The organism is Serratia sp. X10 (genome assembly GCF_017811775.1).
Taxonomy (GTDB): domain Bacteria; phylum Pseudomonadota; class Gammaproteobacteria; order Enterobacterales; family Enterobacteriaceae; genus Serratia; species Serratia ureilytica.
On record NZ_JAEIOH010000005.1, the window covers coordinates 167,714 to 193,096 of the forward strand.

The 25,383-nt window shown below is 61.9% G+C and carries 24 protein-coding genes and 1 tRNA gene; 6 read left to right on the forward strand and 19 right to left on the reverse strand.

What is annotated here, in order from left to right; all coding sequences use genetic code 11:
* Positions 1-183: 183 nt before the first annotated feature.
* From J9788_RS17805 to J9788_RS17830, 6 genes are all read right to left on the reverse strand, one after another.
* The gene (locus J9788_RS17805; protein ID WP_046898798.1) at positions 184-924 is read right to left on the reverse strand and encodes a nucleotidyltransferase domain-containing protein; all 741 of its coding nucleotides are present in this window, start codon (positions 922-924) and stop codon (positions 184-186) included.
* Position 925: 1 nt separating this feature from the next.
* On the reverse strand, positions 926-1,438 hold the full coding sequence (locus J9788_RS17810; RefSeq protein ID WP_046898875.1) for a DUF962 domain-containing protein: 513 nt from the start codon (positions 1,436-1,438) through the stop codon (positions 926-928).
* 215 nt (positions 1,439-1,653) lie between these two features.
* Positions 1,654-2,697, reverse strand: coding sequence for a virulence RhuM family protein (locus tag J9788_RS17815; protein ID WP_182265630.1), 1,044 nt, complete (start codon positions 2,695-2,697; stop codon positions 1,654-1,656).
* Positions 2,698-2,866: 169 nt separating this feature from the next.
* Positions 2,867-2,961, reverse strand: a tRNA-Sec gene (locus J9788_RS17820).
* A 98-nt stretch (positions 2,962-3,059) separates the two neighbouring features.
* Positions 3,060-4,403 carry an esterase-like activity of phytase family protein gene (locus J9788_RS17825; protein WP_182265629.1) on the reverse strand — a complete coding sequence of 448 codons (1,344 nt, stop codon included), beginning with the start codon at positions 4,401-4,403 and terminating at the stop codon, positions 3,060-3,062.
* A gap of 75 nt (positions 4,404-4,478) precedes the next feature.
* The gene (locus tag J9788_RS17830; RefSeq protein WP_072056095.1) at positions 4,479-5,678 is read right to left on the reverse strand and encodes a cyanate transporter; all 1,200 of its coding nucleotides are present in this window, start codon (positions 5,676-5,678) and stop codon (positions 4,479-4,481) included.
* Positions 5,679-5,804: 126 nt separating this feature from the next.
* Here J9788_RS17830 and J9788_RS17835 point away from each other — a divergent pair, with 126 nt between their 5' ends.
* Positions 5,805-6,659, forward strand: a complete 855-nt coding sequence (locus J9788_RS17835) for a LysR family transcriptional regulator (protein ID WP_046898795.1) — start codon at positions 5,805-5,807, stop codon at positions 6,657-6,659.
* 6 nt (positions 6,660-6,665) lie between these two features.
* Here the strand turns inward: J9788_RS17835 and J9788_RS17840 are convergent, their stop codons facing one another.
* Complete coding sequence (locus tag J9788_RS17840; RefSeq protein ID WP_046898794.1) at positions 6,666-7,106, reverse strand: hypothetical protein; 441 nt, start codon at positions 7,104-7,106, stop codon at positions 6,666-6,668.
* A complete protein-coding gene (locus J9788_RS17845; RefSeq protein ID WP_046898793.1) occupies positions 7,057-7,677 on the reverse strand; it encodes a nucleotidyltransferase domain-containing protein in 621 nt (206 codons plus the stop codon). The genes J9788_RS17840 and J9788_RS17845 overlap by 50 nt, the downstream gene beginning before the upstream one ends.
* 206 nt (positions 7,678-7,883) lie before the next feature.
* Between J9788_RS17845 and J9788_RS17850 the strand changes: the two genes are divergently transcribed.
* From J9788_RS17850 to J9788_RS17860, 3 genes are all read left to right on the forward strand, one after another.
* A complete protein-coding gene (locus tag J9788_RS17850; RefSeq protein WP_046898792.1) occupies positions 7,884-9,272 on the forward strand; it encodes an amidohydrolase family protein in 1,389 nt (462 codons plus the stop codon).
* A gap of 100 nt (positions 9,273-9,372) precedes the next feature.
* A complete protein-coding gene (locus tag J9788_RS17855; RefSeq protein ID WP_046898791.1) occupies positions 9,373-9,924 on the forward strand; it encodes an isochorismatase family protein in 552 nt (183 codons plus the stop codon).
* Between the two features lie 2 nt (positions 9,925-9,926).
* Positions 9,927-10,850 carry a GlxA family transcriptional regulator gene (locus tag J9788_RS17860; protein WP_182265628.1) on the forward strand — a complete coding sequence of 308 codons (924 nt, stop codon included), beginning with the start codon at positions 9,927-9,929 and terminating at the stop codon, positions 10,848-10,850.
* Here the strand turns inward: J9788_RS17860 and J9788_RS17865 are convergent.
* A complete protein-coding gene (locus tag J9788_RS17865) occupies positions 10,845-11,837 on the reverse strand; it encodes an acyltransferase (protein ID WP_182265627.1) in 993 nt (330 codons plus the stop codon). The two genes, J9788_RS17860 and J9788_RS17865, sit on opposite strands and share 6 nt — an antisense overlap.
* Positions 11,838-12,054: 217 nt before the next feature.
* Here J9788_RS17865 and J9788_RS17870 point away from each other — a divergent pair, with 217 nt between their 5' ends.
* Positions 12,055-13,302, forward strand: coding sequence for an MFS transporter (locus J9788_RS17870; protein ID WP_182265626.1), 1,248 nt, complete (start codon positions 12,055-12,057; stop codon positions 13,300-13,302).
* Positions 13,303-13,478: 176 nt separating this feature from the next.
* On the opposite strand, the gene J9788_RS17875 is transcribed toward J9788_RS17870, so the two are convergent.
* From J9788_RS17875 to fdnG, 10 genes are all read right to left on the reverse strand, one after another.
* A complete protein-coding gene (locus J9788_RS17875) occupies positions 13,479-13,754 on the reverse strand; it encodes a type II toxin-antitoxin system RelE/ParE family toxin (RefSeq protein WP_033631416.1) in 276 nt (91 codons plus the stop codon).
* Complete coding sequence (locus J9788_RS17880) at positions 13,754-14,014, reverse strand: CopG family ribbon-helix-helix protein (protein WP_094141698.1); 261 nt, start codon at positions 14,012-14,014, stop codon at positions 13,754-13,756. The genes J9788_RS17875 and J9788_RS17880 overlap by 1 nt, the downstream gene beginning before the upstream one ends.
* Before the next feature lie 82 nt (positions 14,015-14,096).
* Entirely contained in the window at positions 14,097-15,938 is a 1,842-nt protein-coding gene (gene selB / locus J9788_RS17885) for a selenocysteine-specific translation elongation factor (protein WP_182265625.1), read from the reverse strand.
* On the reverse strand, positions 15,935-17,329 hold the full coding sequence (gene selA / locus J9788_RS17890; protein ID WP_182265624.1) for an L-seryl-tRNA(Sec) selenium transferase: 1,395 nt from the start codon (positions 17,327-17,329) through the stop codon (positions 15,935-15,937). The genes selB and selA overlap by 4 nt, the downstream gene beginning before the upstream one ends.
* A 69-nt stretch (positions 17,330-17,398) precedes the next feature.
* Complete coding sequence (locus J9788_RS17895; RefSeq protein WP_182265623.1) at positions 17,399-18,004, reverse strand: glutathione S-transferase; 606 nt, start codon at positions 18,002-18,004, stop codon at positions 17,399-17,401.
* Between the two features lie 40 nt (positions 18,005-18,044).
* On the reverse strand, positions 18,045-18,695 hold the full coding sequence (locus tag J9788_RS17900) for a DcrB-related protein (RefSeq protein ID WP_016929564.1): 651 nt from the start codon (positions 18,693-18,695) through the stop codon (positions 18,045-18,047).
* A 114-nt stretch (positions 18,696-18,809) separates the two neighbouring features.
* Positions 18,810-19,739 (reverse strand): formate dehydrogenase accessory protein FdhE, encoded by a 930-nt coding sequence (gene fdhE, locus J9788_RS17905; protein WP_046898785.1) that lies wholly within the window; start codon positions 19,737-19,739, stop codon positions 18,810-18,812.
* The gene (gene fdoI / locus J9788_RS17910; RefSeq protein WP_004934017.1) at positions 19,739-20,374 is read right to left on the reverse strand and encodes a formate dehydrogenase cytochrome b556 subunit; all 636 of its coding nucleotides are present in this window, start codon (positions 20,372-20,374) and stop codon (positions 19,739-19,741) included. The genes fdhE and fdoI overlap by 1 nt, the downstream gene beginning before the upstream one ends.
* Positions 20,371-21,273 carry a formate dehydrogenase subunit beta gene (gene fdxH, locus J9788_RS17915; protein WP_004934014.1) on the reverse strand — a complete coding sequence of 301 codons (903 nt, stop codon included), beginning with the start codon at positions 21,271-21,273 and terminating at the stop codon, positions 20,371-20,373. The genes fdoI and fdxH overlap by 4 nt, the downstream gene beginning before the upstream one ends.
* Before the next feature lie 12 nt (positions 21,274-21,285).
* On the reverse strand, positions 21,286-24,333 hold the full coding sequence (gene fdnG / locus J9788_RS17920; RefSeq protein ID WP_182265622.1) for a formate dehydrogenase-N subunit alpha: 3,048 nt from the start codon (positions 24,331-24,333) through the stop codon (positions 21,286-21,288).
* A 427-nt stretch (positions 24,334-24,760) separates the two neighbouring features.
* Between fdnG and sodA the strand changes: the two genes are divergently transcribed.
* Positions 24,761-25,381, forward strand: a complete 621-nt coding sequence (sodA, locus tag J9788_RS17925; protein ID WP_004934003.1) for a superoxide dismutase [Mn] — start codon at positions 24,761-24,763, stop codon at positions 25,379-25,381.
* The last annotated feature ends 2 nt before the right edge of the window (positions 25,382-25,383 follow it).

Below are 25,383 nucleotides of genomic sequence, written 5' to 3' on the forward strand. Positions count from 1 at the left end.
TCAACAACTCCGGTTAACCGCTGCCGAAGCGCGGGAAAGTTAAGATGCCAAAAGTATGACATTGATCACACCAAAGATAAGCAGGCGGAAGGCTAAAAGACTTTTGCGATTTTGTTAAAAGTGCGGCGGGAGGGGGCGGATATCGGCATCCGTCACCCGATGCGATCTCGCGTGGCGGCCGGTTTACCGGCGGCTTTCTATCCACGCAAGAAAATCCATCATCCGATCGGCAAAGGCGGCGTCATTCGCCTCGCCAAGCGCATGGACAAGCAAATATGTCATTTCAGCCTGCTGTTCCGGATAGCGCGCCAACAGCTGTTCGGCATAATCGGTTAGCGTTGTTGGCCAGAATTCGCTTTCCTCGGCGCGCAGCATATTGGTGGCGCGGATCAGCTTTCTGGCCGCTTCGCGTTTTAAGCGCCGTTCATCCGAAGACGGCTCTGCCAGCAACAGCTGCTCCCGATAACGCTCCAATACGCGGCGCACATCGGCATTAACCGCCAACGCGATGCGCCGATCGGGTCGAAACAGCGGAAAAACGGCGGACACGTCTTCGCCCCACAGGCAGCGGCAGTGATGCTTCAGCCAAAATCCCCAGGAATCGTGATGCTCCGGCGCCAATGCTTCATCAACGCAGCCGATGTCAAAGTCGACCTTGCTCACGATACGCTGCTCCAGCTGAAAGGCTTGCCGCCACACCTCAAGACGCTGCAACGCCCCGCTATCGGCCGGCTTGATGAGCAACAGCGTGATGTCCAGATCGGACACGCCGGGAAGGGCTGCGCCGCGCGCGACGCTGCCATAGAGGTAAATACTGTGGATGAGCGCCGGGAATTGGCGCGGCAGCTCCGCCGTCAGCGCCTCCAGCAGCGGGATAAAAGCCTGCTGCAGCGGAAACGCCGTCACCGTGGGAATCAACGCCACCTCAGCCCCTCCCGTTGCGCACTTTGCCCGAGCGCATTTCGATGTTCCGCTGCAGTTCGCGTAGCCCGCCGGCCAGGAAGCAGGCTTCCGCCAGCACGAACAGCGGGCCGATGACAAGGCCCGTCACGTCGTCCATAAACGCCGGTTTTCGCCCCTCCCAGAAATGCCCGACAAACTGAAACAGCCAGCCGATGACGAAGCCGCCGATGCTGACGCTCAGCCACGCCGCCGTCGACAACGACGCCAACCAGGCGCCGAACACGAGGCACAGCAGCAGCAACGCCAGCATCAGAATGCCAAGGCGCAGATTCAATCGCAGGTAATAAAGGGCCGCAACGATAACCATCGCGCAGGCCGGCGAAAACGGCAGCCCCCCCGCGCCCCATACCGGCCGGGAGAGCAGCGCCAGCAGGCTGACGACGATCAGGGGGATGCCGATAAAATGCGTGGCGATATTGCGCGCATCGCGGTGATAGGCGGCATAAGCGGCAAGTTGATCTTCCAAGCTTCGCATGTTGACCTCCGAATGACGCGCACAGCCGAGCTTACTCATTGCATTAAAGATAGCCGTATCGTTCAGCATAGGAAAATGGTCAGGGATTGGCGGAATCACAGGAGTCACATTTGATAGCAATTTCAGTTGAATTTACTCAGTTTTATCCAGTTCGATTTTGAACCATGCCCCCTATTCTGCCCCCAAATGATTTTGCTTGTGGAGTTTAAGAGGCTTTATGGCCGCTTTTTGGTATCGGTTTTCCACTGCAGTAAACCGGCGATATCCTGTTCCCCCGCAGCTTCTTTTAAGCGGCGCTGCTGCTCGGCATACTGGACGTATTCAGCCTGCGCTTTTTCATCTGCCGCTTTCTTACTGAGCGTGCCAGCACCTTGTAGAACGTCACGGTCGTTAAATTGCAGAAACTGATCCAGCTTATCCTGCCAATCACGCAGGAACACCTGTTGGCGACGCCGCGCCTGATCTTCAGCGAAATCCAACCACATGTTGACCACGCGGTTGAGTTCGCTGACTTCGTCTTGATTGAGGTAATTTTTCGCCACCGTCACGTCGCTTTTACGTACTTCCTCGCCCTTATAGTTGCTCAAGCCCATATGGGGCTGGTTGGCGTCAGCCCGCTGATGGATGAGTTCAGCATCGGTGTGGCCTGTGCAGGCAAAATGCAGCTTGTTTTGGATAGTTTGGAAAAACAACGTTGTCTCTTTAAGTGACGGCTGATAGTCGGCGGCTAATGCGAAGATCTCCCTAACCCGCAAATAAACCCGACGCTCACTGGCACGGATATCACGGATGCGCTCCAGCATCTCATCAAAGTAATCAGGTACAGAGGATGAACCCACGGGCGGATTTTTAAGCCGTTCGTCATCCATCACGAAGCCTTTGATCAGGTATTCCTGAAGCGTTTGGGTCGCCCATTGGCGAAATTGGGTGCCACGAGGCGAACGAACACGATAACCAACAGCAAGAATAACGGGCAGACTATAGTGCAGGATATTGCGACTTACCTGACGGGCCCCTTCCTGCTGAACCTGTAAGTAAGACTTACAGGTTGCGTTTTGTTCAAGTTCCGCTTCTTCGTAGATCGCTTTGATGTGCTGCGTAATCGCCTGGGGAGTCACTTGATAAAGATTCGCGATGGTCGACTGGGGCAGCCACAGCGTTTCTTGTTCAAAAAGGCATTCAACGCGCACTTCGCCGTCATCGCTGGCAAACATAACAAACTCACCTGCCGGTGATTGGGTTAAGTGCTTGTCTGTCATGTCGCCTCCGCTTTAATCTGACTTACAGCGCTGTAATTCGCTTAGTATGCCAGAGAAGCACATCGAAGCTCATTACTCGAACAACTGTTATTTTCCAAAAAAATGTCTGCAAGCTGACTCGCTTGGATAGGATTTTGTTGAATTTAAGAAAGTGAGGGAAACAGTAATTTGGCGGAAGATCACAGGAGTCGAACCTGCCCAGGACCGCTGGCGGCCCCAACCGGATTTGAAGTCCGGCCGCCCCACCGGGGACGAGGATCTTCCTTGGAGAAGAGAAGAAGCAAGGCGCTGATTATAGCGCAGTTTGTTCGCTGCGCTAAGCGGGAAATGGCGGCCGCCGGCGATTCGGCGGCCGGGGAGCGCTACTTCAGGAAATCCTTCACGTCCAGCAGGATGAACTCGTTGTCATCCGCCATATTGGGCTGGCGGCTGGAGGAGAACGGGAAGTTGTTGTCGTTGCCGACGATGATGTGGTTGGCGTCCACCACGTCCACGTTCTCGATGGTGAAGAACGGGAAGGTCAGCACGCCGTCGTTCAGCGGCTTGCGCGCCAGCTTGTTCGGATCCTGAATGTTCATCAGGTCGATATAGCCCAGTTTTTCGACCGGTTTGCCGACATTGGCGTCCGAGAAAGCGATTTTATACACTCGCTTGAACTTGGCCACCTGGCTGAAGCAGTTGTCGGTTGGCGCGCCGGCGGCGCAGGCTTTATCCGGCGTGCCTTCGCCGTTGTCGCGCTCGATCACCAGCCCGTGGCTGGCGTCGATCATGTTGAAGTCGCCGATGGCGTTCTGGTTGTCTTCCAGTACGTACTGCCAGCTGCGGCCGGTCCAGGCCTGCTGTTTGACGTCGAACTCCAGCACCCGCAGGTAGCGTTTGCCGTCGACGTTCTCGAACTGTTCGCCATCCCACAGCGCCCCTTCCAGCAGCGGGTACAGCTTGCTGCCGTCCGGCGAGGCGGCCATGCCTTCAAAGCCTTTGGAACGCGCCACCTGGAAGTTCTGTTTGCCGTCCGGCGCGCCCGGCAGGGTTAGCGTCGGGTTGTCTGGCGATTTCACCACCTTGCCGTCCACTTTGGTGTCGAACACCGCCAGCACCTTGCCGTTCAGGTCGGCCTTGATCAGGTAAGGCCCGAACTCTTCACCGATCCATAAGGCATCGTCGGCAAACTGGAAGCTTTCCGGATCGAAATCGCTGCCGGTCAGATAGCGCTGCTCGGTGCTCTCGTTGATGATGTGGAACGGCACCTTTTTATCCGGATCGTGCAGGAACACCGTCTTCAGCGGCGCGACCGTGCCGTCTTTGAAATCGATCTTGTAGTGGTTGAGGTACAGCATGGCGTCCGGGGAGTTGGCCTTGCTGCCGAAGCCGTTGTCGGTCAGCACCCAGTAGGTACCGTCGGGCATGTGTTTGATGCCGGAGTGGCCCTGCAGCGGCTGGCCGTTGATCGGCAGGCCGATGCCGGTCAGGCGATCGGCGGATTTACCCGCCACGCTGCCCAACTCGGTGACGCGTTTACCGCTGGTGTATTTGCCACTCTGTTGCAGATCGCTCGGCGCGTCCTTCGGTGTGGAAACGGCGGATTTCACCGGCAGCAGCGCATGCCCCGCCAGCGTCGCCGGCACCGGCTGCGCCTCGGCCCACAGGTTGGCGCTCAGCGCCATGCAGCCGACCAGCAGCGCCAGCCGGGTTTTGGTGTTGTGCATGTCATTGTCCCTTTTCGTTGTTATCGCCCAGAAGTAAAAGCAACGTCACTATAGGGAGCGGCAATGACAGAAATATTATTCGGCGAACGCCCGCCGGTAACTGTGCGGATGGAAGCGCCAGGTGATGGCGATCAACACCACCACCAGCAGCGCGTGGATCTGCCAGTCCAGCACGAAGCCACCGCTGTAGTCGCGCAGCAGGCCGGAGAGGTAGGGCGTCACGCCCGCCAGCAGGAAGCCGACGCCCTGCATAAAGGCCACCAGTCGCCCGGCCGCCGCTGGCTGGTGCAGGTGATCGAGCGCCAGCACCAAACACAGCGGGAACGCGCCGCCCAGCCCCAGCCCGGAAAGCAACACCCACAGCCACGGCAGCGTCTGCGGCAGATAAATCAGGCCGATAAAGCCGATCAGTTGCATCATCAGCGCCAGCAACAGCAGCGGCCGCCGGTCATGATTGCGCGCCAGCGCCGGCAGCAGCAGCGCGCCCATCACCTGGCCGAAGGTCATCAGCGCCAGCAGTGAACCGCTGGCCTGCGGCTGCCAGCCGAGCTGCATGTAATACGGCGGCAGCCAGGCGATCAGGCTGGTATAACCGCCGTTGATCAGGCCGAAATAGGCGCCGAGCAGCCAGGCGCGCCGGTTGCGCAGCAGGCCTGGCCCGCGGTGTTCGCCCGCCGCGCCCAGGCGAGACAGCCCGCGGCTGACCGGCCACCAGGCCAGCAGCGCCACCAGGGCCGGTAACGCCCACCAGGCCAGCGCGCTGTGCCAGTCGTGCCCCGTACTCATCAGCCACGGGGTGATCGCCGCACCCAACCCGCCACCGCCCATCAGCGCCGCCGACCACAGCCCGGCCACCAGCGCCATGCTTTTAAGGAAGTGATGCTTGATGATACCGGGCATCACCGCCTGGATCACCCCGATGCCGAGCCCGCCCAGCACCGCGCTCATCAGCAGTTGCACGCTGCCGGGGGCCAGTTCGCGCCAAAGCGCGCCCAGCCCGATCGCCAGCAGGCTCAACGCCACGGCGCTGCGTTCGTTGAACAGCCGATTGATGGCGCCGCCCGCCAACGCCATCAGCCCCATCATCAGCACCGGCAGCGTGGTCAGCAGCGCCGCGCCGCCAAAACTCAGCCCGGTGGCCTGGCGCAACGTCGGCAGCAACGGGCCAATCGAGGTCAACAGCGGCCGCATGTTCAGGCCGATCAACACCAGCGCCAGCAGCAGAGGATTGAGCCAGCGGCGTGGAGAAGATGAATTAACAGAATGATTTAACACGGTATATTCCTGGTACTGCGAAATGAAGAGTGCGGCGTCACAGCGCGATCGCCGCAGCGTTGCGTTACTGTAGGCAACGCCGCTAGTATTGGGAAATTAAATAATAAAATAGCCAACAGTGGGAAAATGAATCGTTACCCGATGTTCAATCCGCAGCTGCTGCTCAGCTTCGTCGCCGTGTGCGACAGCAACAGCTTCACCCGTGCCGCAGAGCGGGTGTTTTTGTCGCAGTCCACCGTCAGCCAGCAGGTGCGCCGGCTGGAAGAGATGCTGGGCAAGCCGCTGTTTGAGCGTTCCTCGCATCAGGTGCTGCTGACCGAAGAAGGCGTCAAGCTGTTGAGCTACGCGCGCCGCATTATCGCGCTGAATGAAGAAGCCCACGATGCGCTGACCGGCATCTGGCGCGACGGCGTGCTGCGGATCGGCATGCCGGAAGATTTCGCCGTGCCCACCACCGGGCTGCTGGCCGAATTCAACCGTGAGCACCCGCACCTGCGGCTGGACGTCGCCAGCGGCCTGAGCGCCGATCTGCACAGCGCCTACGCGCGTGAAGAGCTGGATCTGATCATGGTGAAGCAGCGCCGCCGGCAACCGCCGCGCGCCGCGCGGCCGGAACCGCTGCTGTGGCTGGACAGCCTGGCCTTCCCGGCCATCGAGCAATCGCCGGTGCCGCTGGCGGTATTTCCACTGAACGGCCTGTACCGCGACGAGCTGTGCCAGGCGCTCGACAACCTCGGCAAACGCTGGCGCATCGGCTACAGCAGCGCCAGCCTGGCGGCGCTGACCGCCGCCTCCGCCGCCGGGCTGGGCGTCACCCTGCTGCCGGCCGGCTGCCGTTTGCCAACGCACCGGGTGCTGGGCGCGGCCGAAGGATTGCCGCCGATAGACAGCTTCGAACTGGCGCTCTACTACCGCGACGGCGCCCCCGCCGCCACGCTGGCGCTGGCCCAGCGGCTGGCGGCGTTTTGCGGGCTTAAGTAAGGCAGCTTACGCCACTATCTGCGGATATTCGCGCTGCAGCCAGTCGATAATCCGTACCCACAGCGCTTCTGTCTGCTCAAGGCAAGCCTGTACCGCCGCGTCCGTCACCAAGTCGCCGGAATAATCCGCCACGTTGCGCTGCTTTCGCAATGCATCCAGGCAGATCATTTCCTCTCGCGGCAGCCCTACGGTGAGCGGCAACGATTGGATCATGATCTGGTGATGGCCGGGTTTGCTGGTCAGCGTGCGGTATCCTTTGGCTTGCAAAGCGGCATTCGCCATTTGCATGACCGCTTTATATGCCGTGTCGAAACGGCTCTCATTGCTGAGCTGAGTGATACCCGCATCGCGTCGATTGCGAGCGGCGGCGGCCAGCAATTTTTTAATCGCCCCCGCGTCAGGCGTTATCACCTCCAGTCCCAGCCCGACCAGATTGTCCAGCGTCATCCTTGTCTCCCGCAATCCAAAGTTGGGGTTTCTGCATAATGTCCTGTATAAACGCGGAGTTCTCGGCCAAAGCCGCTCGCCACTCTTCTGGCGAGTACAGTTTGGGGTTAATTTCCCGACCCAGCGTTTCCTGCAGCGGGTAAACCGCCTGAATCACCTCCGCAAAAGACAGTTTGCCGACAATCAGAACATCGATATCACTGGCCGCCGTCGCTTTGCCACTGGCGACAGAACCAAAAATAAAAGCGCGTTCAATAGCTTCGCCAAACGCTGCCAATGTCTGCCTTAAGCACTCCGCCGGCCCGCAAACCTTGCGGAAAATCGCCGCCAGCTCAGGGAAAATCAGGCAATCGGCGTTGGCCTGATAGCAAATTTGGTTACCCTGCCGCTGCCTGAGCAAGATGCCGCTCTCCGCCAACCTGCTCAACTCTTTATGTAAAGTGCCAGCCTGAGTTGCGGTGCGCCGCGCAATTTCTCGCACATGAAACGCACGCCCGGCTTCAATAAACAGCAGGCTTAGCACTTTTCTACGGTATTCGCTGAACAGCAATTCGAGCATCGGATCGTGCATCACGCTAACCTCATGTAGCTTTAATGACTACAAATGTAGCTATTAAAGCTACGAAAGAGCAAGCCAGGAAAATCCTTGCCCCGGCCGCACGCCGATCATTACCAAATCGAATAGTCACCAGTGGCAAATGTCGCTGCCAACCGGCCGGTTCCTCTCCTAAATTGGAGGATGTTTTCACCCCTCACCTCTGGATTAAGGAACCGAACGTGGAAAACCCTCAACAACCGGGCCGCAGAGCCTTCCTCAGCCAAACCGGCAAACTCACCACCGCCTGCGCGGTGATCGGCCTGACCGGCGGTGTGGCACAGGCCGCGTCTCTTGGCGGCGAGCCGTGTGCGCCAACGCCGATGACCCTGACCGATCGTCACTACTGCCTGAGCGAGGTGCGGCTGGAAGACGGCTTTGAATACGACGGCGACACGGTGATCGGCACCCGCACCGCGCTGTACACACTGGAGATCAAAGACGGCAAGATCGCCGCCATTCACGCCGCCAACGCCGCGCTGCCCGCCGGCGCGCCCCGCTATAAGGCGCAGGGCCAACTGCTGCTGCCGGCGTTTCGCGATATGCACATCCACCTTGACAAAACCTTCTACAGCGGGCCGTGGCAGGCGCCGCGCCCGCGTCAGGGCAAGACCATCATGGACATGATCGCGCTGGAGCAGACGCTGATCCCGACACTGCTGCCCACCTCGCAGCAACGGGCGGAAAACCTGATCGCCCTGCTGCAGTCCAAAGGCAGCACCGTGGCGCGCAGCCACTGCAATATCGATCCGGTCAGCGGCCTGAAAAGCCTGGAACACCTGCAGCGCGCGCTGGAAAACCACCGGGCGGACTTCAGCTGTGAAATCGTCGCTTTCCCGCAGCACGGCCTGCTGCACTCCAGGGTCGATGCGCTGATGCGTGAAGCGATGCAGATGGGCGTGCAGTACGTCGGCGGGCTGGATCCGACCAACGTCGACGGCGCGATGGAGAAATCGCTCGACGCCATGTTCCAGATCGCCCTCGATACCGGCAAAGGTGTGGATATCCACCTGCATGAAACCAGCCCGGCCGGGGTCGCCGCCATCAACTACATGATCGCCACCGTGGAGAAAAACCCGGCGCTGCGCGGCAAGGTCACCATCAGCCACGCTTTCGCCCTGACCACGCTGACGCCGGGTGAACTGGCGGAAACCGCCACCCGGCTGGCGGCGCAGCAGATCACCATCGCCTCCACGGTGCCGATCGGCGGCCTGATGATGCCGCTGCCGCAGCTCAGCGAGAAAGGGGTGTTCGTGATGACCGGCACCGACAGCGTAATCGACCACTGGTCGCCGTTCGGCACCGGCGACATTCTGGAGAAGGCGAACCTTTACGCCCAGCTGTACCGCGGTTCCGACGAGTATCACCTGTCGCGCGCCATGGCCATCTCCACCGGCGGCGTACTGCCGCTGGACGATAAGGGCCAGCGCGCCTGGCCGAAAGCCGGCGATGCCGCGGAGTTCGTGCTGGTCAACGCCAGCTGTTCCGCCGAGGCGGTCGCCCGTCTGCCGGCGCGCAGCGCCACCTTCCATCAGGGGCGCCTGGTGGCCGGTCAGGTGAGCAAAGCCTAAGGTCGGTCCGTTGTTGTCATCATGATGGCCGTTTTTGGCCTTCTGCCAGAGTAAGGCGCGGCGCAAGATGGTCGCCACACACACTGGCGGAGGGCCGAAAATGTCACAGAGCGCGTTATTGATCATCGATGTCCAGCAATCATTCCAGCACCGTCCATTCTGGCAGGAGGACGATCTGCCGGCGTTTCAACAGGCGCTGACCCGCCTGATTGCGGGCTGCCGACAGCGCGGCGCGGCCCTGGTCGACGTGCTGCACGTTTCGCCGCAAGGTCCGTTCTCACTGGCTTCGGGCCATGTGCAGCGCCTGCCGTTCCTCACCCATCAGGCGGATATCACCGTACACAAGCATGTGCACAATGCGCTGACCGAATCCGGCCTCGACGCCTGGCTGCGCGAGCGGGACATCAACCACCTGATCGTCTCCGGCATCCGCACCGAACAGTGCTGCGAAACCACCACCCGGGTGGCGTCCGATCTCGGTTATCGGGTGACTTTCGTCACCGAGGCGACGCTGACCTTCCCGATGCGCCATCCCGACGGCGAAGTCTTTACCCCCGCGCAGTTGAAGCGGCATACTGAAACCGTACTGGTCGATCGTTTCGCCCGCATCGCCAGCGTGGATGAGGCGCTGGCGCAACTCGCACAGGAGTAATCATGTCGCAGGCCGTCTATTTTCTGCTGTTGCCCAACGTGCTGTCGCTGGACGTCAGCGGCCCGGCGGAAACCCTGCGCCTCGCCGGGCAGTTCAGCCTGCGTTACCTCAGCCCGGCGCCGCAGATCGTCTGCTCCATCGGCATGACGCTGAGCGGCCTGCAGCCGTTGCCCGAGCGCCTGGAAGACGGCGCCATCCTGGTGCTGCCGGGCGTCGGCGATTCGCAGCGCTATTTCGCCGGAGAGGAGGCCGAGCAGGCGCGCCGCTGGCTGGCGACGCTGCGGCCCGATCTGCAACGGCAGCGCATCACCCTGGTGTGCATCTGTTCCGGCGCGCTGCTGGCGGCGCAGGCCGGGCTGCTCGACGGCTATCAGTGCACCACCCACCACGACGTCATCGAACGTATCCGCCTGCAGGCGCCGGCGGCGCAGGTGAAAGAAAACCGCATCTTCGTCGAAGACCGTGGCGTCTACACCAGCGCGGGCATCACCACCGGCATCGATTTGGCGCTGCACCTGGTCCACCACCACTGTGGCTCCGGCCGGGCGCGCGACGTCGCACGCGACATGGTGGTTTATTTCCGCCGCGCCGGTGACGATCCGCAGCTGTCGCCCTGGCTGCGCTACCGCAACCACCTGCACCCGGCGGTGCACCGCGCGCAGGACGTGATGGCCGCCGAGCCGGAGGCCGACTGGTCAGTGCCGCAGATAGCGGAGAAGGCGCACGTCAGCAGCCGCCACCTGGCGCGGCTGTTTCGCAACCACGTCGGCATCAGCGTGCGGGAATATCATGAGCAGCTGCGGCTGGCGGTGGCGCAACAGCGTCTGCAGCAAGGGTATGGCTTGGAGAAGGCCGCGCTGGCGGCTGGGTTTTCTTCCGGGCGGCAGCTGCGCCGCGCCCAGCAGCGCCAGCGCTCGCCGCTATGACACCAGCCGGCGGGTATCCAGCCGCTGCAGGCCGACAGACAGCAGTAGGCTGCCCCCCAGCGCCACGCCGAACACCCAGAAGATATCCAGCAGCGGGTGGCCGATGAAATCCAGGTGCCGATTGCGCATCACGTTGACGATAAGGGCGTGAAAACCGTAAATCGCCAGCGAATGACGGGAAAATACGCTCAGCCAGCCGATCGGCTGCGGCAGACAGTGTTTCACCCACACCAGCAGCGCCACCGCCGCCATAAACACCAGCGGGCCGCTGTAGATGTAATAGGTATCAGCGAAGTTGCCGTTGATGAACAGCTGATGTTTGGTGCCGCGCGCGATCAGCGCCACGCACAGCGCAAATCCCAACGCCGCCAACCAGCCCACGGCGCGCCCGCGCGCCTCCATCATGCCAATCGCCCGTCCGGCCAACGCATACAGCAGGTAGTAGAAGGTATCGCCGTAGATATACAGGTTAACCGGCAGCAGATGCGCGTTGCCGAAGGTCAGCTTATCGGTATTCGGATTGGCGATCGCCGCCAACACCACCAGCGCGGCGGCCAGGTAGCGGCGCGATACCGGTTTGACGCTAATCAGCGGCGACAGCAGGTAAATCACCGCGATGGCGTAGAAAAACCACAGATGATAGAACACCGGCTTTTGCAGGATGCCGCGCAGCGACGGCCAGAAACCGATCTTGGTGAAAGCCGCGATATAGATCAGCGCAATGGCGCTGTAGAACAGAATGCAGCAGAGGATGCGGGTGAAATGCCGCCGGCCGGCACTCTTTTCGCCGAAGAACAGGTAGCCGGAAATCATGAAGAACAGCGGCACCGACACGCGCGACAGTGAATTCAGCACGTTGGCGATGTCCCAGTTGTGCAACCCTATCGCCGCGCCGTTGGTGACGTAATAGGTGGTGGCGTGGATCATCACCACCATCATGCACGCCATCGCCCGCAGGTTGTCTATCCAGCCGATTTTCTCGCTCAAACGCTCGCCCGATCTTGTGTCATATTGATATGTTAAGAAGAGGTTATCGGGCACGGCGTTCGGCGACAACCCAAAAGCGAAATATCAGAATGCACTTAAACAACACCTTATGATTGCGAAGGTGAACAATTGGCGGCAAAATAGCCGCCATAACTCGCTCAGTTTGCGCTTCCCGCCCTGGCAGTTCCTTTTTCTCTTTTACTATCAGTACAATAATATGAAAACGACATTACCACCTGCGGCACGTTTGGGCCGGCAGGCGCTTTTATTCCCTCTTTGTCTGGTGCTGTTCGAGTTCGCCACCTATATCGGCAACGATATGATTCAGCCCGGCATGCTGGCCGTCGTGGCGGATTTCAACGCCGGCGAAGAGTGGGTGCCCACCTCGATGACCGCCTATCTGGCCGGCGGCATCTTCCTGCAGTGGCTGCTCGGGCCGCTGTCGGATCGCCGCGGCCGTCGCCCGGTGATGCTGGCCGGGGTGGCGTTCTTTATCGTCTCCTGCCTGGCGATCCTGCTGGTCACCACCATCGAGCAGTTCATCGCCATGCGTTTCCTGCAGGGCATCGGCCTGTGCTTTATCGGCGCGGTCGGCTACGCCACGATCCAGGAGTCGTTCGAAGAGGCGGTGTGCATCAAAATCACCGCCCTGATGGCTAACGTGGCGCTGATCGCCCCGCTGCTGGGGCCGCTGGCCGGTGCGGCGCTGATCCACGTCGCACCGTGGCAAAGCATGTTCGTGCTGTTTGCGGCGCTGGCGGCCATCGCCTTCTACGGCCTGTGGAAAGCCATGCCGGAGACCGCCACGCTGCAGAGCGAGGCGTTTTCCGCCGCTAACCTGTGGCGCGACTACCGCCAGGTGCTGGGCAACCGCCGCTTCCTGTGCGGCGCCCTGGCGATCGGTTTCGCCAGCCTGCCGCTGCTGGCCTGGATCGCCCAGTCGCCGGTGATCCTGATCAGCGGGGAGTCGTTGTCGACGCTGGATTACGGCCTGCTGCAAATTCCGGTGTTCGGCGCGCTGATCCTCGGCAACCTGACGCTGGCGCGCCTGACCGGCAAAAACAGCGTGGAACGCCTGATCAAGCTGGGCGCGGGCCCGATGCTGTTGGGGCTGCTGATCGCCGCGCTGGCGACCCAGTTCTCCAGCCACGCCTACCTGTGGATGACCGCCGGCCTGAGCCTGTACGCCTTCGGCATCGGCCTCGCCAACGCCGGGCTGTACCGCCTGACGCTGTTCTCCAGCAACGTCAGCAAAGGCACCGTGTCCGCCACCATGGGCATGCTGAGCATGATGGTGTTCACCGTCGGCATCGAGCTGGCCAAGGTTGCCTACGTCTGGGGCGGCAGCGGGCTGTTCAACCTGTTCAACCTCATCAGCGGCCTGTGCTGGCTGACGTTGGTGGCGCTGTTCCTCGCCAAACGCCGCAACGGCGACCCCACGCCGCAGCCGAACGGCGCGGCATAAGCGCGACGATAAAACGCCGGTCCGGTTTCCCGACCGGCGTTTTTTATGCGGCTTCAGCCGAGCCCCCCCAGCGCATACCCCGCTCCCACCACCGCTACCGCCAACAACAGCAACGCCGACAAGACGGAGATCGCCCGCCGGGCCGCCGTCAGGTTTATCGGGTAGGGGAATTCCGCCTATCGCTCTTCGCGGGTATGCCAAATACGCAGAACATAAATCGCTGCCGGCTGCACCTGGTAACGTATCTCATAGCGGCCGACCAGAATACGCCTCACTTCCTGCGGTAAAAACTCGTCCAATCTTTCACCCAGGCGGGGATTATCGAGCAACGCTTTAGGCGCAGCGACCAAGGCCTTCACCGAATTCGCTGCCGCAGTGCGGTTAGCCAAGGCAAGAAACTCAAACAAACGCGCCAAATCCGATAGCGCCTTACTCGTCCATTTTAATTCCATCAGCGCGGTACCGGCAGCGGCTCGTCACTGTCCAGGCTGGCCGCCCAGGCTTCTACCGACTCATGATCGATAACGTTTTGCTCTTCGACATCGGCCAGCGCCGCCAGCGTTAACCGACGGCGCTCTTCCTCTTGCTCAAGCCAGGCGGCGAGGGCTTGCTTCACTATCCATCCCCGTGAGCGGTCAAGTTTGGCGGCCATTTCATCCACCTTTTCAGCCAAAGGCAGCGGCACATGAGCGGTGATGACTTTCGTATTCATCGTCTTGCTCCTCAGTACAATCAATATCAATCAAAGTGATTAAAGCTGATTATACCGCCATCAGAGAACAAAAAACACGCAATCAGTTGCCGAACAGCCCGCCGTCGCGCAGCAGATGCTCGTTGCCCTTACGGCGGGTAAAGCCGCTGCGATCGAAGAACTCCAGCACCTGGATCGCCAGCTTGCGCCCGACGCCGAGCCGATCGCGGAAATCGGCGGCGTTGGCGCCCCCGCGCTCCGCATCCAGCTCGCGGATCAGCGCCGCGAACTGATCGATGCGTCGGCTGAGGTAGTAGCGATCCACCACCACCGCCGTCACATGGCCCAGTTGAGCCGCCTTGCGCAGCAGCGAGCGCACCCGGCTTTCCTCTTCGCCCAGCTCGCTCGCCAGATCGCGCACCCACCACGGCTCGTCGCCGAACAGCGGTTCGATGCGCGCCCACAGCGGCGCCTCTTCGGCGCTGAACGCCAGGCCGTGTTCCGGCAGGTGCAGCCAGCCGCGCGTATTACGCAGCGCGCCGGCCTTCAGCAGCCGATCGATCATCATAAACACCAACGCCTCCGGCTGCTGAGGCAGAGCCATGCGCCGCAGGCGGGCGCGCCCTAATCCCAGCTGATCGGCGTGCTGTTGGTGGTACTCCGCCAGCACCTGCAGCAGGTGGCTTTCCGCCTGTTGCACCTGATCCTGCGCCAGCGCCCGGTCACCGACGATCAGCAGATCGCGGTTCGCCAGCAGTGCCGCCAGGCCGTCGTCGGTCAACTGACGCGCCCAGGCAAACGCCGCCAGCGACAGCGCGCCGTGCGGCAACTCAAGCGCCAGCGCCTGCGCATCGTCCTGCGCCTGCGCCAGGGCCTGCAGCCAGGCCAAATAGTCCGGCTGGCGCTTGCCGCGCTTGGGCGCATTCAGCCTGAGCACCCGGGCCGCGCCCAGCGTTTGCCGCGCGCCGATATCGCGCAGCACCAGCCGATCGTTCTGTGCCAGCCACAGCGGACGATCGAGGATCAGTTCCGCCAGCCCGTCGTTCAGCAGCGAAATGCGCCCGGTGATGTGGCTGGCGGCATGGTGCAGATGCAGCGGCTGCCAATGGCGGATCGGCCAATCCGTCTCCAGCGCCACCAGAATGCGTTCCGCCGCCTCCGGCGGGCGCTGCGCCAGCAGCCAATCGCCGCGCGCGATCCGGTCTTTATCGACATCGCCGCTGATGTTAAGCGCGATGCGTTGCCCGGCCTGCGCCTGTTCCACGGTCTGATTCTGAGCATGCAGGCCGCGCACCCGCACCGGCACGTCGGCGCCGGTCAGCCACAGCGTATCCCCCACCTTCACCCGGCCGCCGAGCGCGGTGCCGGTCACCACCAGCCCCGCCCCTTTGACGCTGAACGCACGGTCTACCGCCAGACGAAAACGGCGCGTCAGCGCATGCTCGCCGGGCGACAGCGCCAGCAAATGCGCGCGCAGCGCCTCGATACCCTCGCCCGCTGCCGCCGCGGTGACAAACAGCGGCGCATCGGGCCAGCCCTGGCGCGCCAGTTCGTCGCGCACCTGACTGCGCACCTCATCGACACGCGCCGCCTCCACCCGGTCGGCCTTGGTCAGCGCCACCGTCAGCGCCGGGCGCCCGCTCAGGCGCAGGATCGCCAGATGCTCGCGGGTCTGCGCCATCACGCCGTCGTCGCAGGCCACCACCAGCAGCGCATGGTCAATGCCGCCGACGCCCGCCAGCATATTGGCGAGGAATTTTTCGTGGCCGGGCACGTCGATAAAGCCCAGCACCCGGCCGTCCGGCTGCGGCCAGTAGGCGTAGCCCAGATCGATGGTCATGCCGCGGCGCTTTTCTTCCGGCAGGCGATCCGCGTTGATCCCGGAGATCGCCTGCAGCAGGGTGGTTTTGCCATGATCGACATGGCCGGCGGTGGCGATGATCATGATGCGCTCAACGCGTCGATCAGCGCCCCTTCCTGTTCCAGACAGCGCAGATCCAGCCACAGCCGGCCGTCGCCGAGGCGACCGATCACCGGCTGCGGCAGGCGGCGCCAGCGTTCAGCCAGCGCTTCCAGCGTGGCGCCACGGCCGTCACGCGGCGTGAAGGTCAGCGCATAGCTGGGCAGGCGATCCACCGGTAGCGAACCGCTGCCAATCTGCGACCAGCACGGTTCGGCGCGCAGCTCGAAATCGGCGGTGAACCGTGGCGTCAGCGCCGTCAGCAGCCGCTCGGCCGCCTGTTGCATCTCCTGCTGCGGGCGGGTCAGCAGCCGCAGCGTCGGCAGCTGCTCAGCCAGTTTTTCCGGCTGCAAATAAAGCCGCAGCGTGGCCTCCAGGGCCGCCAGCGTCAGCTTGCCGACGCGCAGCGCGCGCTTGAGCGGGTGCTGCTGCAGGCGCGCGATCAGCGCCTTTTTGCCGACGATGATGCCGGCTTGCGGGCCGCCCAGCAGCTTATCGCCGGAGAACGTCACCAGATCGACACCGGCGGCCAGCAACCGCTGCGGCATCGGTTCGGCGGGCAGGCCGTACTGCGCCATATCGATCAGCGAGCCGCTGCCCAGATCGGTGGCGGTCGGCACGCCCTGTTCGGCCCCGAGCTGCGCCAGTTCAGCCTCATCGACCGCCGCGGTAAAGCCCTGAATGCTGTAGTTGCTGGTGTGCACTTTCATCAACAGGCCAGTCTGCTCGTTGATGGCCTGGCGGTAATCCTTCAGATGGGTGCGGTTGGTGGTGCCGACCTCAACCAATTGACAGCCGGCCTGGCGCATCACGTCGGGAATGCGGAACGCGCCGCCGATTTCCACCAGCTCGCCGCGCGACACCACCACCTCTTTGCCGGGGGCGATCGCCGCCAGCATCAGCAGCACCGCCGCCGCGTTGTTATTGACGATGCAGGCGTCCTCTGCGCCGGTCAGCCGGCACAGCAGACTCGCCACCGTCCGATCGCGATGGCCGCGCCCGGCGCCGTCCAGATCGTACTCCAGCGTCACCGCCTCTCCCATCACCGCGCTCACCGCATCCTGCACCGGCTGCGCCAGCAGGGCGCGCCCGAGGTTGGTGTGCAGCACGGTGCCGCTGAGGTTGAACACCGGCAACAAAGCCGGACGTTGCTGCCGGGCCAGCTCGGTCCTCAGCGCCTGCGGCCAGTCGCCGCACCAGGCCGGTAAACGTTGCTGTTGCCTGATAGCGGCGCGCGCCTCGGCCTGCAGCCGGCGCAGCAGTTCGCCGATCAGCGTCTGGCCATGCTGCGCCACCAGCGGTTCAATCGCGGGTTCACGCAGCAGGCGGTCGATGGCGGGCAGTTGGCTGTAAAGAAGGTGGGATTCAGTGCTCATGGTCGCTCGGTTTTCAGTTTAGACGTATCGGCATAGCAAAACCCCGCCGCGGCGGGGAGAAAAGAATGTTCAGGGCGGCGCCGTGCGGGCGAAGCTTTCGCGGGCGAACAGGCGTTCGGCCAGCTTGACCAGCGCCGGACGTTGGACGCACCAGTTGGGCAGGATGCGGCGGAAATTGAGATAGCCCAGCGCGCAGCCGACGGCGATATCCGCCAGCGTCAGCCGCTCGGCATTGAGCCACGCTTTTTCCCGCGCCAGCGCCTCCAGCGCATCCAGGCCGTGCGTCAGCTTGTCACGCTGGCGCAGCATCCAGTTTTCGTCCTGCTTTTCCGGCGCGCGCCGGCTTTCGCGGAACAGTGTCGCCGCCGCCTCAGTCACGCCGTCCGCCAGCGCCGCCACCTGGCGGACGCGCAGCGCAGCGGCGCGATCGGCCGGCAAAAACGCCGGCTCCACCGTCAGCAGTTCGAGGTATTCGGCCACGATCGGCGAGTCGTAAAACACCTCGCCGTCATCGGCGATCAGCACCGGCACTTTGCCGAGCGGGTTCTGCTCCTTCACCCGGCTGCCGGGCTCATACGGCGGATCGTTGACGAATTCAAACGCGATCCCCTTCTCCAGCAGCATCACGGAAATCTTGCGCACAAAGGGGCTGGTGTAACTGCCGATAAGCTTCATCCGGTCTCCTCCGCTTCGTCCTGGCCGCGGCGCAATGCCCTTACTTCACCGCCAGAGTATCGATAATCCGCTGCACCAGCGCCTGATGCACTTCCGGCGTTTTGGCCGGCGACAGCATTTGCAGCGTTACCACCCGTTTGTTGAACACCGTCAACACCAGGGTGGACACCACCTTTTGGCCGTTGACGGTCTGCTCGGTATCCACCCGGCGAAACTTCTGTTTGCCGACGGTGAAGTTCTCTTCTTTGGTGGTCTGGATATTCTGATAGCGCTCGGCCAGCACCGTGATGGCGCTCTGCGTCAGCTCTTTCAGCATTTTGTCGCTGGTATTGATCTTCATGCCGTCCGGCGGGATCACTTCGGACGAAACCGCGCTCTGGCGCGACTTGCCGTCGAGGAAGCGCTGGATGGTGGAGGTGCTGTCATTGACGATGCCGCTGTTCAACGTTTGATCGCTAAAGCCCGGCGGCAACTCGAAGGTGATCTTGCCCTTCTGCAGCGACACGTTCAGCCCCGGCGGCGCGGGTGGGGTTTCTACCGGCGCAGGCGGCGGCGGTGGCGCGGGCTGCGTCACGGTCGGCTTGGTGTCCGGTGGCGGCACCGCCGGTTTGGTGTCGTCCTTGTTGTCGCAGGCCGCCAGTCCGATCGCCAGCACGGCGACCGCGGTCAGTTTTGCCAGGGTGTTTAACATCGTGGTTCCTTTCGCTTGGCGCGTCATGGCCTAAACGTAGCAACTCGCCCGGGCGAATGCCAGAAGCCCGTTCTGAAATTGCTTGTCCGGCCCCGCGCGAACGGGGCCGGGCGGTTACTCCGCCGGGAACAGGAACGGATTGATGCTGCTGCGGCCGAAGCCTTCCTCTTCCATGCGGGCGTCCAGCACCAGCGAAGCCAGATCGTCGGCCACCGCTTCGACCTGCGGGTCTTTTTCCTGATAGAGGATCTTCAGGTAAGTGCCGCAGTCGCCGCAGCTTTCCGCCTTCACCGCCGCCTGTTCGCTGTCCAGCGACCAGTAGTTGAGATCGCGGGTCTGCTCGCAGTTGCTGCACTTCACCCGCACCACGTGCCATTCGCTTTCGCACAGGTTGCAGTGCAGGTAGCGCAGGCCGTTGACGGTGCCGATATGCACCATGCTGGAAACCGGGATGCTGCCGCACACCGGGCAGAACTGGCGCTGCTCGCCGTATTCGGCGCGCGCCTTGCCGGGGATCAGGCTGGCCATCTGCGCCCAATAGAGCGACAGCGCGGCCCAGAGGAACGGCGCCTTCTCGCTGCCCACCTTGCCGAACTCGCGGTTGAGCAAGGCGTCGGCCATCAGCTCCAGCTCGTGCGCCGAGGCCTTCTCCAGGTTGTCCAGCACCGCCAGAATGTGTTCCGGCGCCTGCGGACGCAGCTCGGCGATCAGCGACGTCAGCAGCTTGCGCCAGTGCTCGCTGCGCGGGAACACGCTCAGATCGAGCGGCGGTTTGCCGCTGGTGGCGCCCTGCGCCAACGCTTCACTCAGATCGAGCTGCAGCGGGTTATCGTGCAACGCATGCTGCTGCGCCTGCGCCAGCTCGGCGGCGAAGTTCAGGTAGTCGCCCAGCGGGTTATCGACCGCCAGCTGACGCAGACGATCGGCGCGGCGGCTGTACAGGCTTTTCAGGTTGGCGAAAAGTAACGGCGGGATGTTCTCCGCCGTTGTGGACTTCTCACGCTGTGCCCCTAACTGCTCTTTAGGAACGATGCGGATACTCATCAGGGTTTATCTTCCTGTCGTTTCTCGCGGACCTCACGGTACCAGCGCGGATGATGTTTCTTGGCCCAGGCCGCCGGCACCCAGCCTTCCACCATCGCGGTAATGGTGCCTTTTACCCACAATGCGGCGTAAATGTGCACCATAATCACGATGATAAGGCCGACCGCGGCCAGCGAATGCACCAGCAGCGCGATGCGGATCAGCGGGATGGAGAACGACGGCGCAAAATACGGCCGCCAGATCACCACGCCGCTGGCCAGCAGCAGCACCAGGCTGATAATCGCCGCCCAGAACACGCACTTCTGGCCGAAATTATAGCGCCCGGTATCACCCACTTCCTCGTTCATGGCGATTTTGTGGATGTTCTTGGCCCAGACGATATCTTCCCGGTTGATCAGGTTATGCTTCCAGTAGCGCAGGAACATCAGCAGGAACGCGGCGAACATGATGACCCCGACAAACGGGTGCAGAATGCGCGCCAGCTGCGGCGTCCCGAAGATATTCATCAGCCAGTTGAAGGAGGGGAAGAAGAACCCCAGCCCGCTGATGGCGGCGAACACGAAGCAGAACGCCACGATCCAGTGGTTGATGCGCTCCGGTGCGCTGTAACGCTGAATGGGCTTTTCCTTTCTCATTTGCGCGTCTCCTCGTCGTGCGACTCGTCGTGCTCGTCCTCATCCTCGACGCGGTTAGGCCCGACGCCGACATAGTGGAACACGCTGGCCGCGAAGGTGGCGGCAAAGCCGATGGCCGCCAGGGGTTTCCACACGCCCTTCCAGAAGGTCACCGCCGGGCTGATGCTCGGGTTGTCCGGCAAACCGTGGTACAGCTGCGGTTTGTCGGCGTGGTGCAACACGTACATCACGTGCGTGCCGCCCACCCCCGCCGGATCGTACAGACCGGCGTTCTGGTAGCCGCGGGTGTTCAGCTCGCTGACGCGATCCGCCGCCACCTGCTTCATCGCTTCCTTGGTGCCGAAGTGAATCGCGCCGGTCGGGCAGGTTTTCACGCAGGCCGGTTCCTGGCCGACGTCCACGCGGTCGACGCACAGGGTGCACTTGTACACCCGGTTGTCGTCCTTGTTCATGCGCGGCACGTCGAACGGGCAGCCGGCGATGCAGTAGCCGCAGCCGATGCAGTGCTCGGACTGGAAGTCGACGATACCGTTGGCGTACTGAATAATCGCGCCTTCCGACGGGCAGGCCTTCAGGCAGCCCGGATCCGCGCAGTGCATACAGCCATCCTTGCGGATCAGCCATTCCAGCTTGCCGTTTTCCTCCACCTCGGAGAAGCGCATCACCGTCCACGACTTGGCGGTCAGATCGGCGGGGTTATCGTACACCCCGACGTTGTGCCCCACTTCGTCGCGGATGTCGTTCCATTCGGAACAGGCCACCTGACAGGCCTTGCAGCCGATACAGGTGGTGACATCGATCAGTTTGGCCACTTCTTCCTGGTGGTCACGGGCGCGCGGCGCCGGCGTGAAGCCATTGGTGGCGGATTTACGAATGATGTCTTGAGATTGCATGGCCATAATTCGTCTCCGTTACACCTTTTCCACGTTGACCAGGAACGCCTTGAACTCCGGCGTTTGCGTATTGGCGTCGCCGACGAACGGCGTCAGCGTGTTGGCGATAAAGCCTTTCTTCGCCACCCCTTCGTAACCCCAGTGGATCGGGATGCCGATGGTGTCGACTTCCTGGCCGTGCACCTGCAGCGTGCGAATACGCTTGGTCACCACCGCCTTGGCCTTGATGTAGCCGCGGTTGGAGCTGACTTTCACGGTATCGCCTTGCTTGATGCCTTTCTTCTCCGCCAGCTTCTCGCCGATCTCCACAAACTGCTCCGGCTGCGCTATGGCGTTCAGCCGCGCGTGCTTGGTCCAGTAGTGGAAGTGCTCGGTCAGACGATAGGTAGTGCCGACGTACGGGAACTTGTCGGATTTGCCCATCGCCGCCAGATCGTCCTTGAACACGCGCGCCGCCGGGTTGGACACCACGTTCGGGTGCAGCGGGTTGGTGCCGAGCGGCGTTTCGAACGGCTCATAGTGTTCAGGGAACGGCCCTTCCGCCATCTTGTCGGTGGCGAACAGGCGGCCCATGCCTTCCGGTTGCATGATGAACGGCCCGACGTCGCTGCCCGGCGCAGCGGTGCTGTAGTCCGGGATATCGGCCCCGACCCACTTGGCGCCGTCCCACTCCAGCAGCTGGCGTTTCGGATCCCACGGTTTACCCTGCGGATCGGCCGAGGCGCGGTTGTACAGAATGCGGCGGTTGAGCGGCCATGCCCAGGCCCAGCCCAGCGTGTTGCCGAGACCGGACGGATCGGCGTTGTCGCGCCGCGCCATCTGGTTGCCGGCCGGCGTCCAGCTGCCGGCGAAGATCCAGCAACCGCTGGCGGTGGTGCCGTCGTCGCGCAGCTGCGCGAACGAGCTGAGCAGCTCGCCTTTTTTCACCACCACTTTGCCGTCGGCATCCAGCAGATCCGCCAGCGCCTTGCCGTTGTTCTCCTGCGCCACCTCTTCCGGCGCCGGGTTGTCCGGCGTCAGGTAGTCCCAGCGCATGTTCAGCACCTGTTCCGGCACCGCGCCGCCGTCGCGCGCATACATCTCGCGCAGGCGGCTGAAGATGCCCGCCAGGATCTCGCCGTCGTTCAGCGCTTCACCCGGGGCGTCCGCGCCTTTCCAGTGCCACTGCAGCCAGCGGCCGGAGTTGACGATCGAGCCGTTCTCTTCGGCGAAGCAGGTGGACGGCAGGCGGAACACTTCGGTCTGGATCTGCGAGGAATCCACTTCGTTGAACTCGCCGTGGTTCTGCCAGAAGTTGGAGGTCTCGGTGTTCAACGGATCGATGGTCACCAGGAACTTCAGCTTGGACAGCGAAGCCACCACCTTGTTTTTGTTCGGGAACGACGCTACCGGGTTAAAGCCCTGGCAGAAGTAGCCGTTGACCTTGCCCTGCGCCATCATCTCGAAGTACTGCAGCACGTCGTAGCCTTTGTCCCACTTCGGCAACCAGTCAAAGCCCCAGCTGTTGTCCTTCTGCGCCTTGTCGCCGTAGAAGGTCTTCATCAGGCTGACGAAGAATTTCGGGTAGTTGCCCCAGTAGTTCACCTGGCCCGGCAGCAGCGCCTTCGGCGTGTTGGCCTTCAGGTAGGTCTCGAGATCGGTCTGTTTCTCCGACGGCAGCGTCAGGTAGCCCGGCAGGCTCTGCGACAGCAGGCCGAGATCGGTCAGCCCCTGGATGTTGGAGTGGCCACGCAGCGCGTTGACGCCGCCGCCCGCCATGCCCATGTTGCCGAGCAGCAGCTGGATCATCGCCATGGTGCGGATGTTCTGCGCGCCGACCGAGTGCTGAGTCCAGCCCAGGGCGTACAGGAACGAAGCGGTCTTATCCGCGACGCAGGTTTCGGCGATGTATTCGCACACCTTGAGGAAATCGTCCTTCGGCGTGCCGCAGATGTTGGTCACCACGTCAGGCGTGTAGCGGCTCACGTGCTGCTTCAGCAGGTTCCACACGCAGCGCGGATCCTGCAACGTGACGTCGCGCTTGGCGAAGCCGTTCTCGTCGAACTGGTAGTTCCAGGTGGTTTTGTCGTACTTGCGGTTTTCCGCGTCGTAGCCGCTGAACAAGCCGTCTTCGAAGGCAAAGTCTTCCCGCACCAGCAGGCTGGCGTTGGTGTAGGCCTCGACGTACTCGCGATTAAACTTGTTGTTGGTCATCAGATACAGCAACACGCCCGACAGGAAAGCGATGTCGGTCCCGGAGCGGATCGGCGTGTAGAAGTCCGCCACCGATGCGGTTCGGGTAAAGCGCGGATCGATCACGATCAGCTTGGCATTGTTGTGTATTTTGGCTTCCATCGCCCAGCGGAACCCCACCGGATGCGCTTCCGCCGCATTACCGCCCATGACGATAATCAAATTCGCGTTCTTGATATCAACCCAGTGGTTGGTCATCGCACCGCGACCAAATGTTGGAGCAAGACTTGCTACCGTTGGTCCGTGTCAGACACGCGCCTGGTTGTCTACGGCAAGCATGCCGAGAGCGCGACTAAATTTTTGCGACAGAAAACCGGTTTCGTTGCTGGCGGCAGAGGCGCACAGCATGCCGGTGGTCAGCCAACGGTTGACGGTAACGCCCTGGTCGTTGGTTTTGATGAAGTTGGCGTCACGGTCTTCTTTCACCAGCTTGGCGATGCGGGTAAAGGCGTCGTCCCAGCTGATGCGCTGCCATTTGTCCGACCCCGGCGCCCGGTATTCCGGGTACTTGAGGCGGCTTTCGCTGTGGATAAAGTCAACCAGGCCGGCGCCTTTCGGGCAAAGCGCGCCACGGTTTACCGGGTGATCCGGATCCCCTTCGATATGGAAAATGCTTTCTTTGGCGTTTTTGGCGCCATCACCAAGGCTGTACATCAACAGCCCACAGCCGACGGAACAATACGTACAGGTATTACGGGTCTCGCGGGCGCGCAGCAGTTTGTACTGCCGGGTTTCCGCCAACGCCACTTCGGGGGCAAAGCCCAGCGCGGCCACCGTCGTTCCTGCCATACCGCCAGCGCAGATCTTAAAGAACTGCCTTCTGCTGACCTGCATGGGGGTCTCCTTTACTCTCGATTGTCACATTGTTCAAATGGCGCTCCTCGCCAAAACGGCGGAGCGCTAATGTCACTGTTGTTATGCTGATACGCGACGCGGCGATATTACCACAGCGTGCTTGTGGTTGTTACACACTCGTGCTCATTCAGTGAACGCATTGGCACATTTCGATACATTTCGGCGTCGCAGCAGGCTCGGCGCTCTCTACAGTATAGAGAGTAACCAACGCATCGGCGCCAAGGCATGAAGAGGCGCTCAAGGCCTCTTTTCTATCAGTATGTTAACGCAGCGATTTGTTCATTAACCACACAGTCAGCAGGGCATTGATAATCATTTTCAATATCATTTAATTAACTATAATGATCCGACTGCTTACGCGGTGCTCGCCCTTTGCGCCGCCCATACACCACTGGAGATGATGATTATGAGTTATTCACTGCCATCCCTGCCGTACGCTTACGACGCACTGGAACCGCATTTCGACAAGCAGACGATGGAAATCCATCACACCAAACACCATCAGACCTACGTCAACAACGCCAACACCGTGCTGGAAGCTTACCCTGAGCTGGCCAAATACAGCGTTGAAGAGCTGATCCAGGATCTGGATAAAGTGCCTGCCGACAAACGCACCTTCATGCGCAACAACGCCGGCGGCCACGCCAACCACAGCTTCTTCTGGAAAAACCTGAAAACCGGCACCACGCTGGGCGGCGATCTGAAAGCGGCCATCGAGCGCGATTTCGGCAGCGTTGAGAAATTCCAGGAAGAGTTCGAGAAAGCCGCAGCCACCCGCTTCGGTTCCGGTTGGGCCTGGCTGGTGCTGAAAGACGGCAAACTGGCCGTGGTGTCTACCGCTAACCAGGACAGCCCGCTGATGGGCGAAGCCGTCGCCGGCGCTTCCGGTTTCCCAATCATCGGTCTGGACGTGTGGGAACACGCTTACTACCTGAAATATCAGAACAAACGCCCTGACTACATCAAGGCGTTCTGGAACGTGGTCAACTGGGATGAAGCGGCCGCACGCTTCGCCGCGAAGAAGTAATT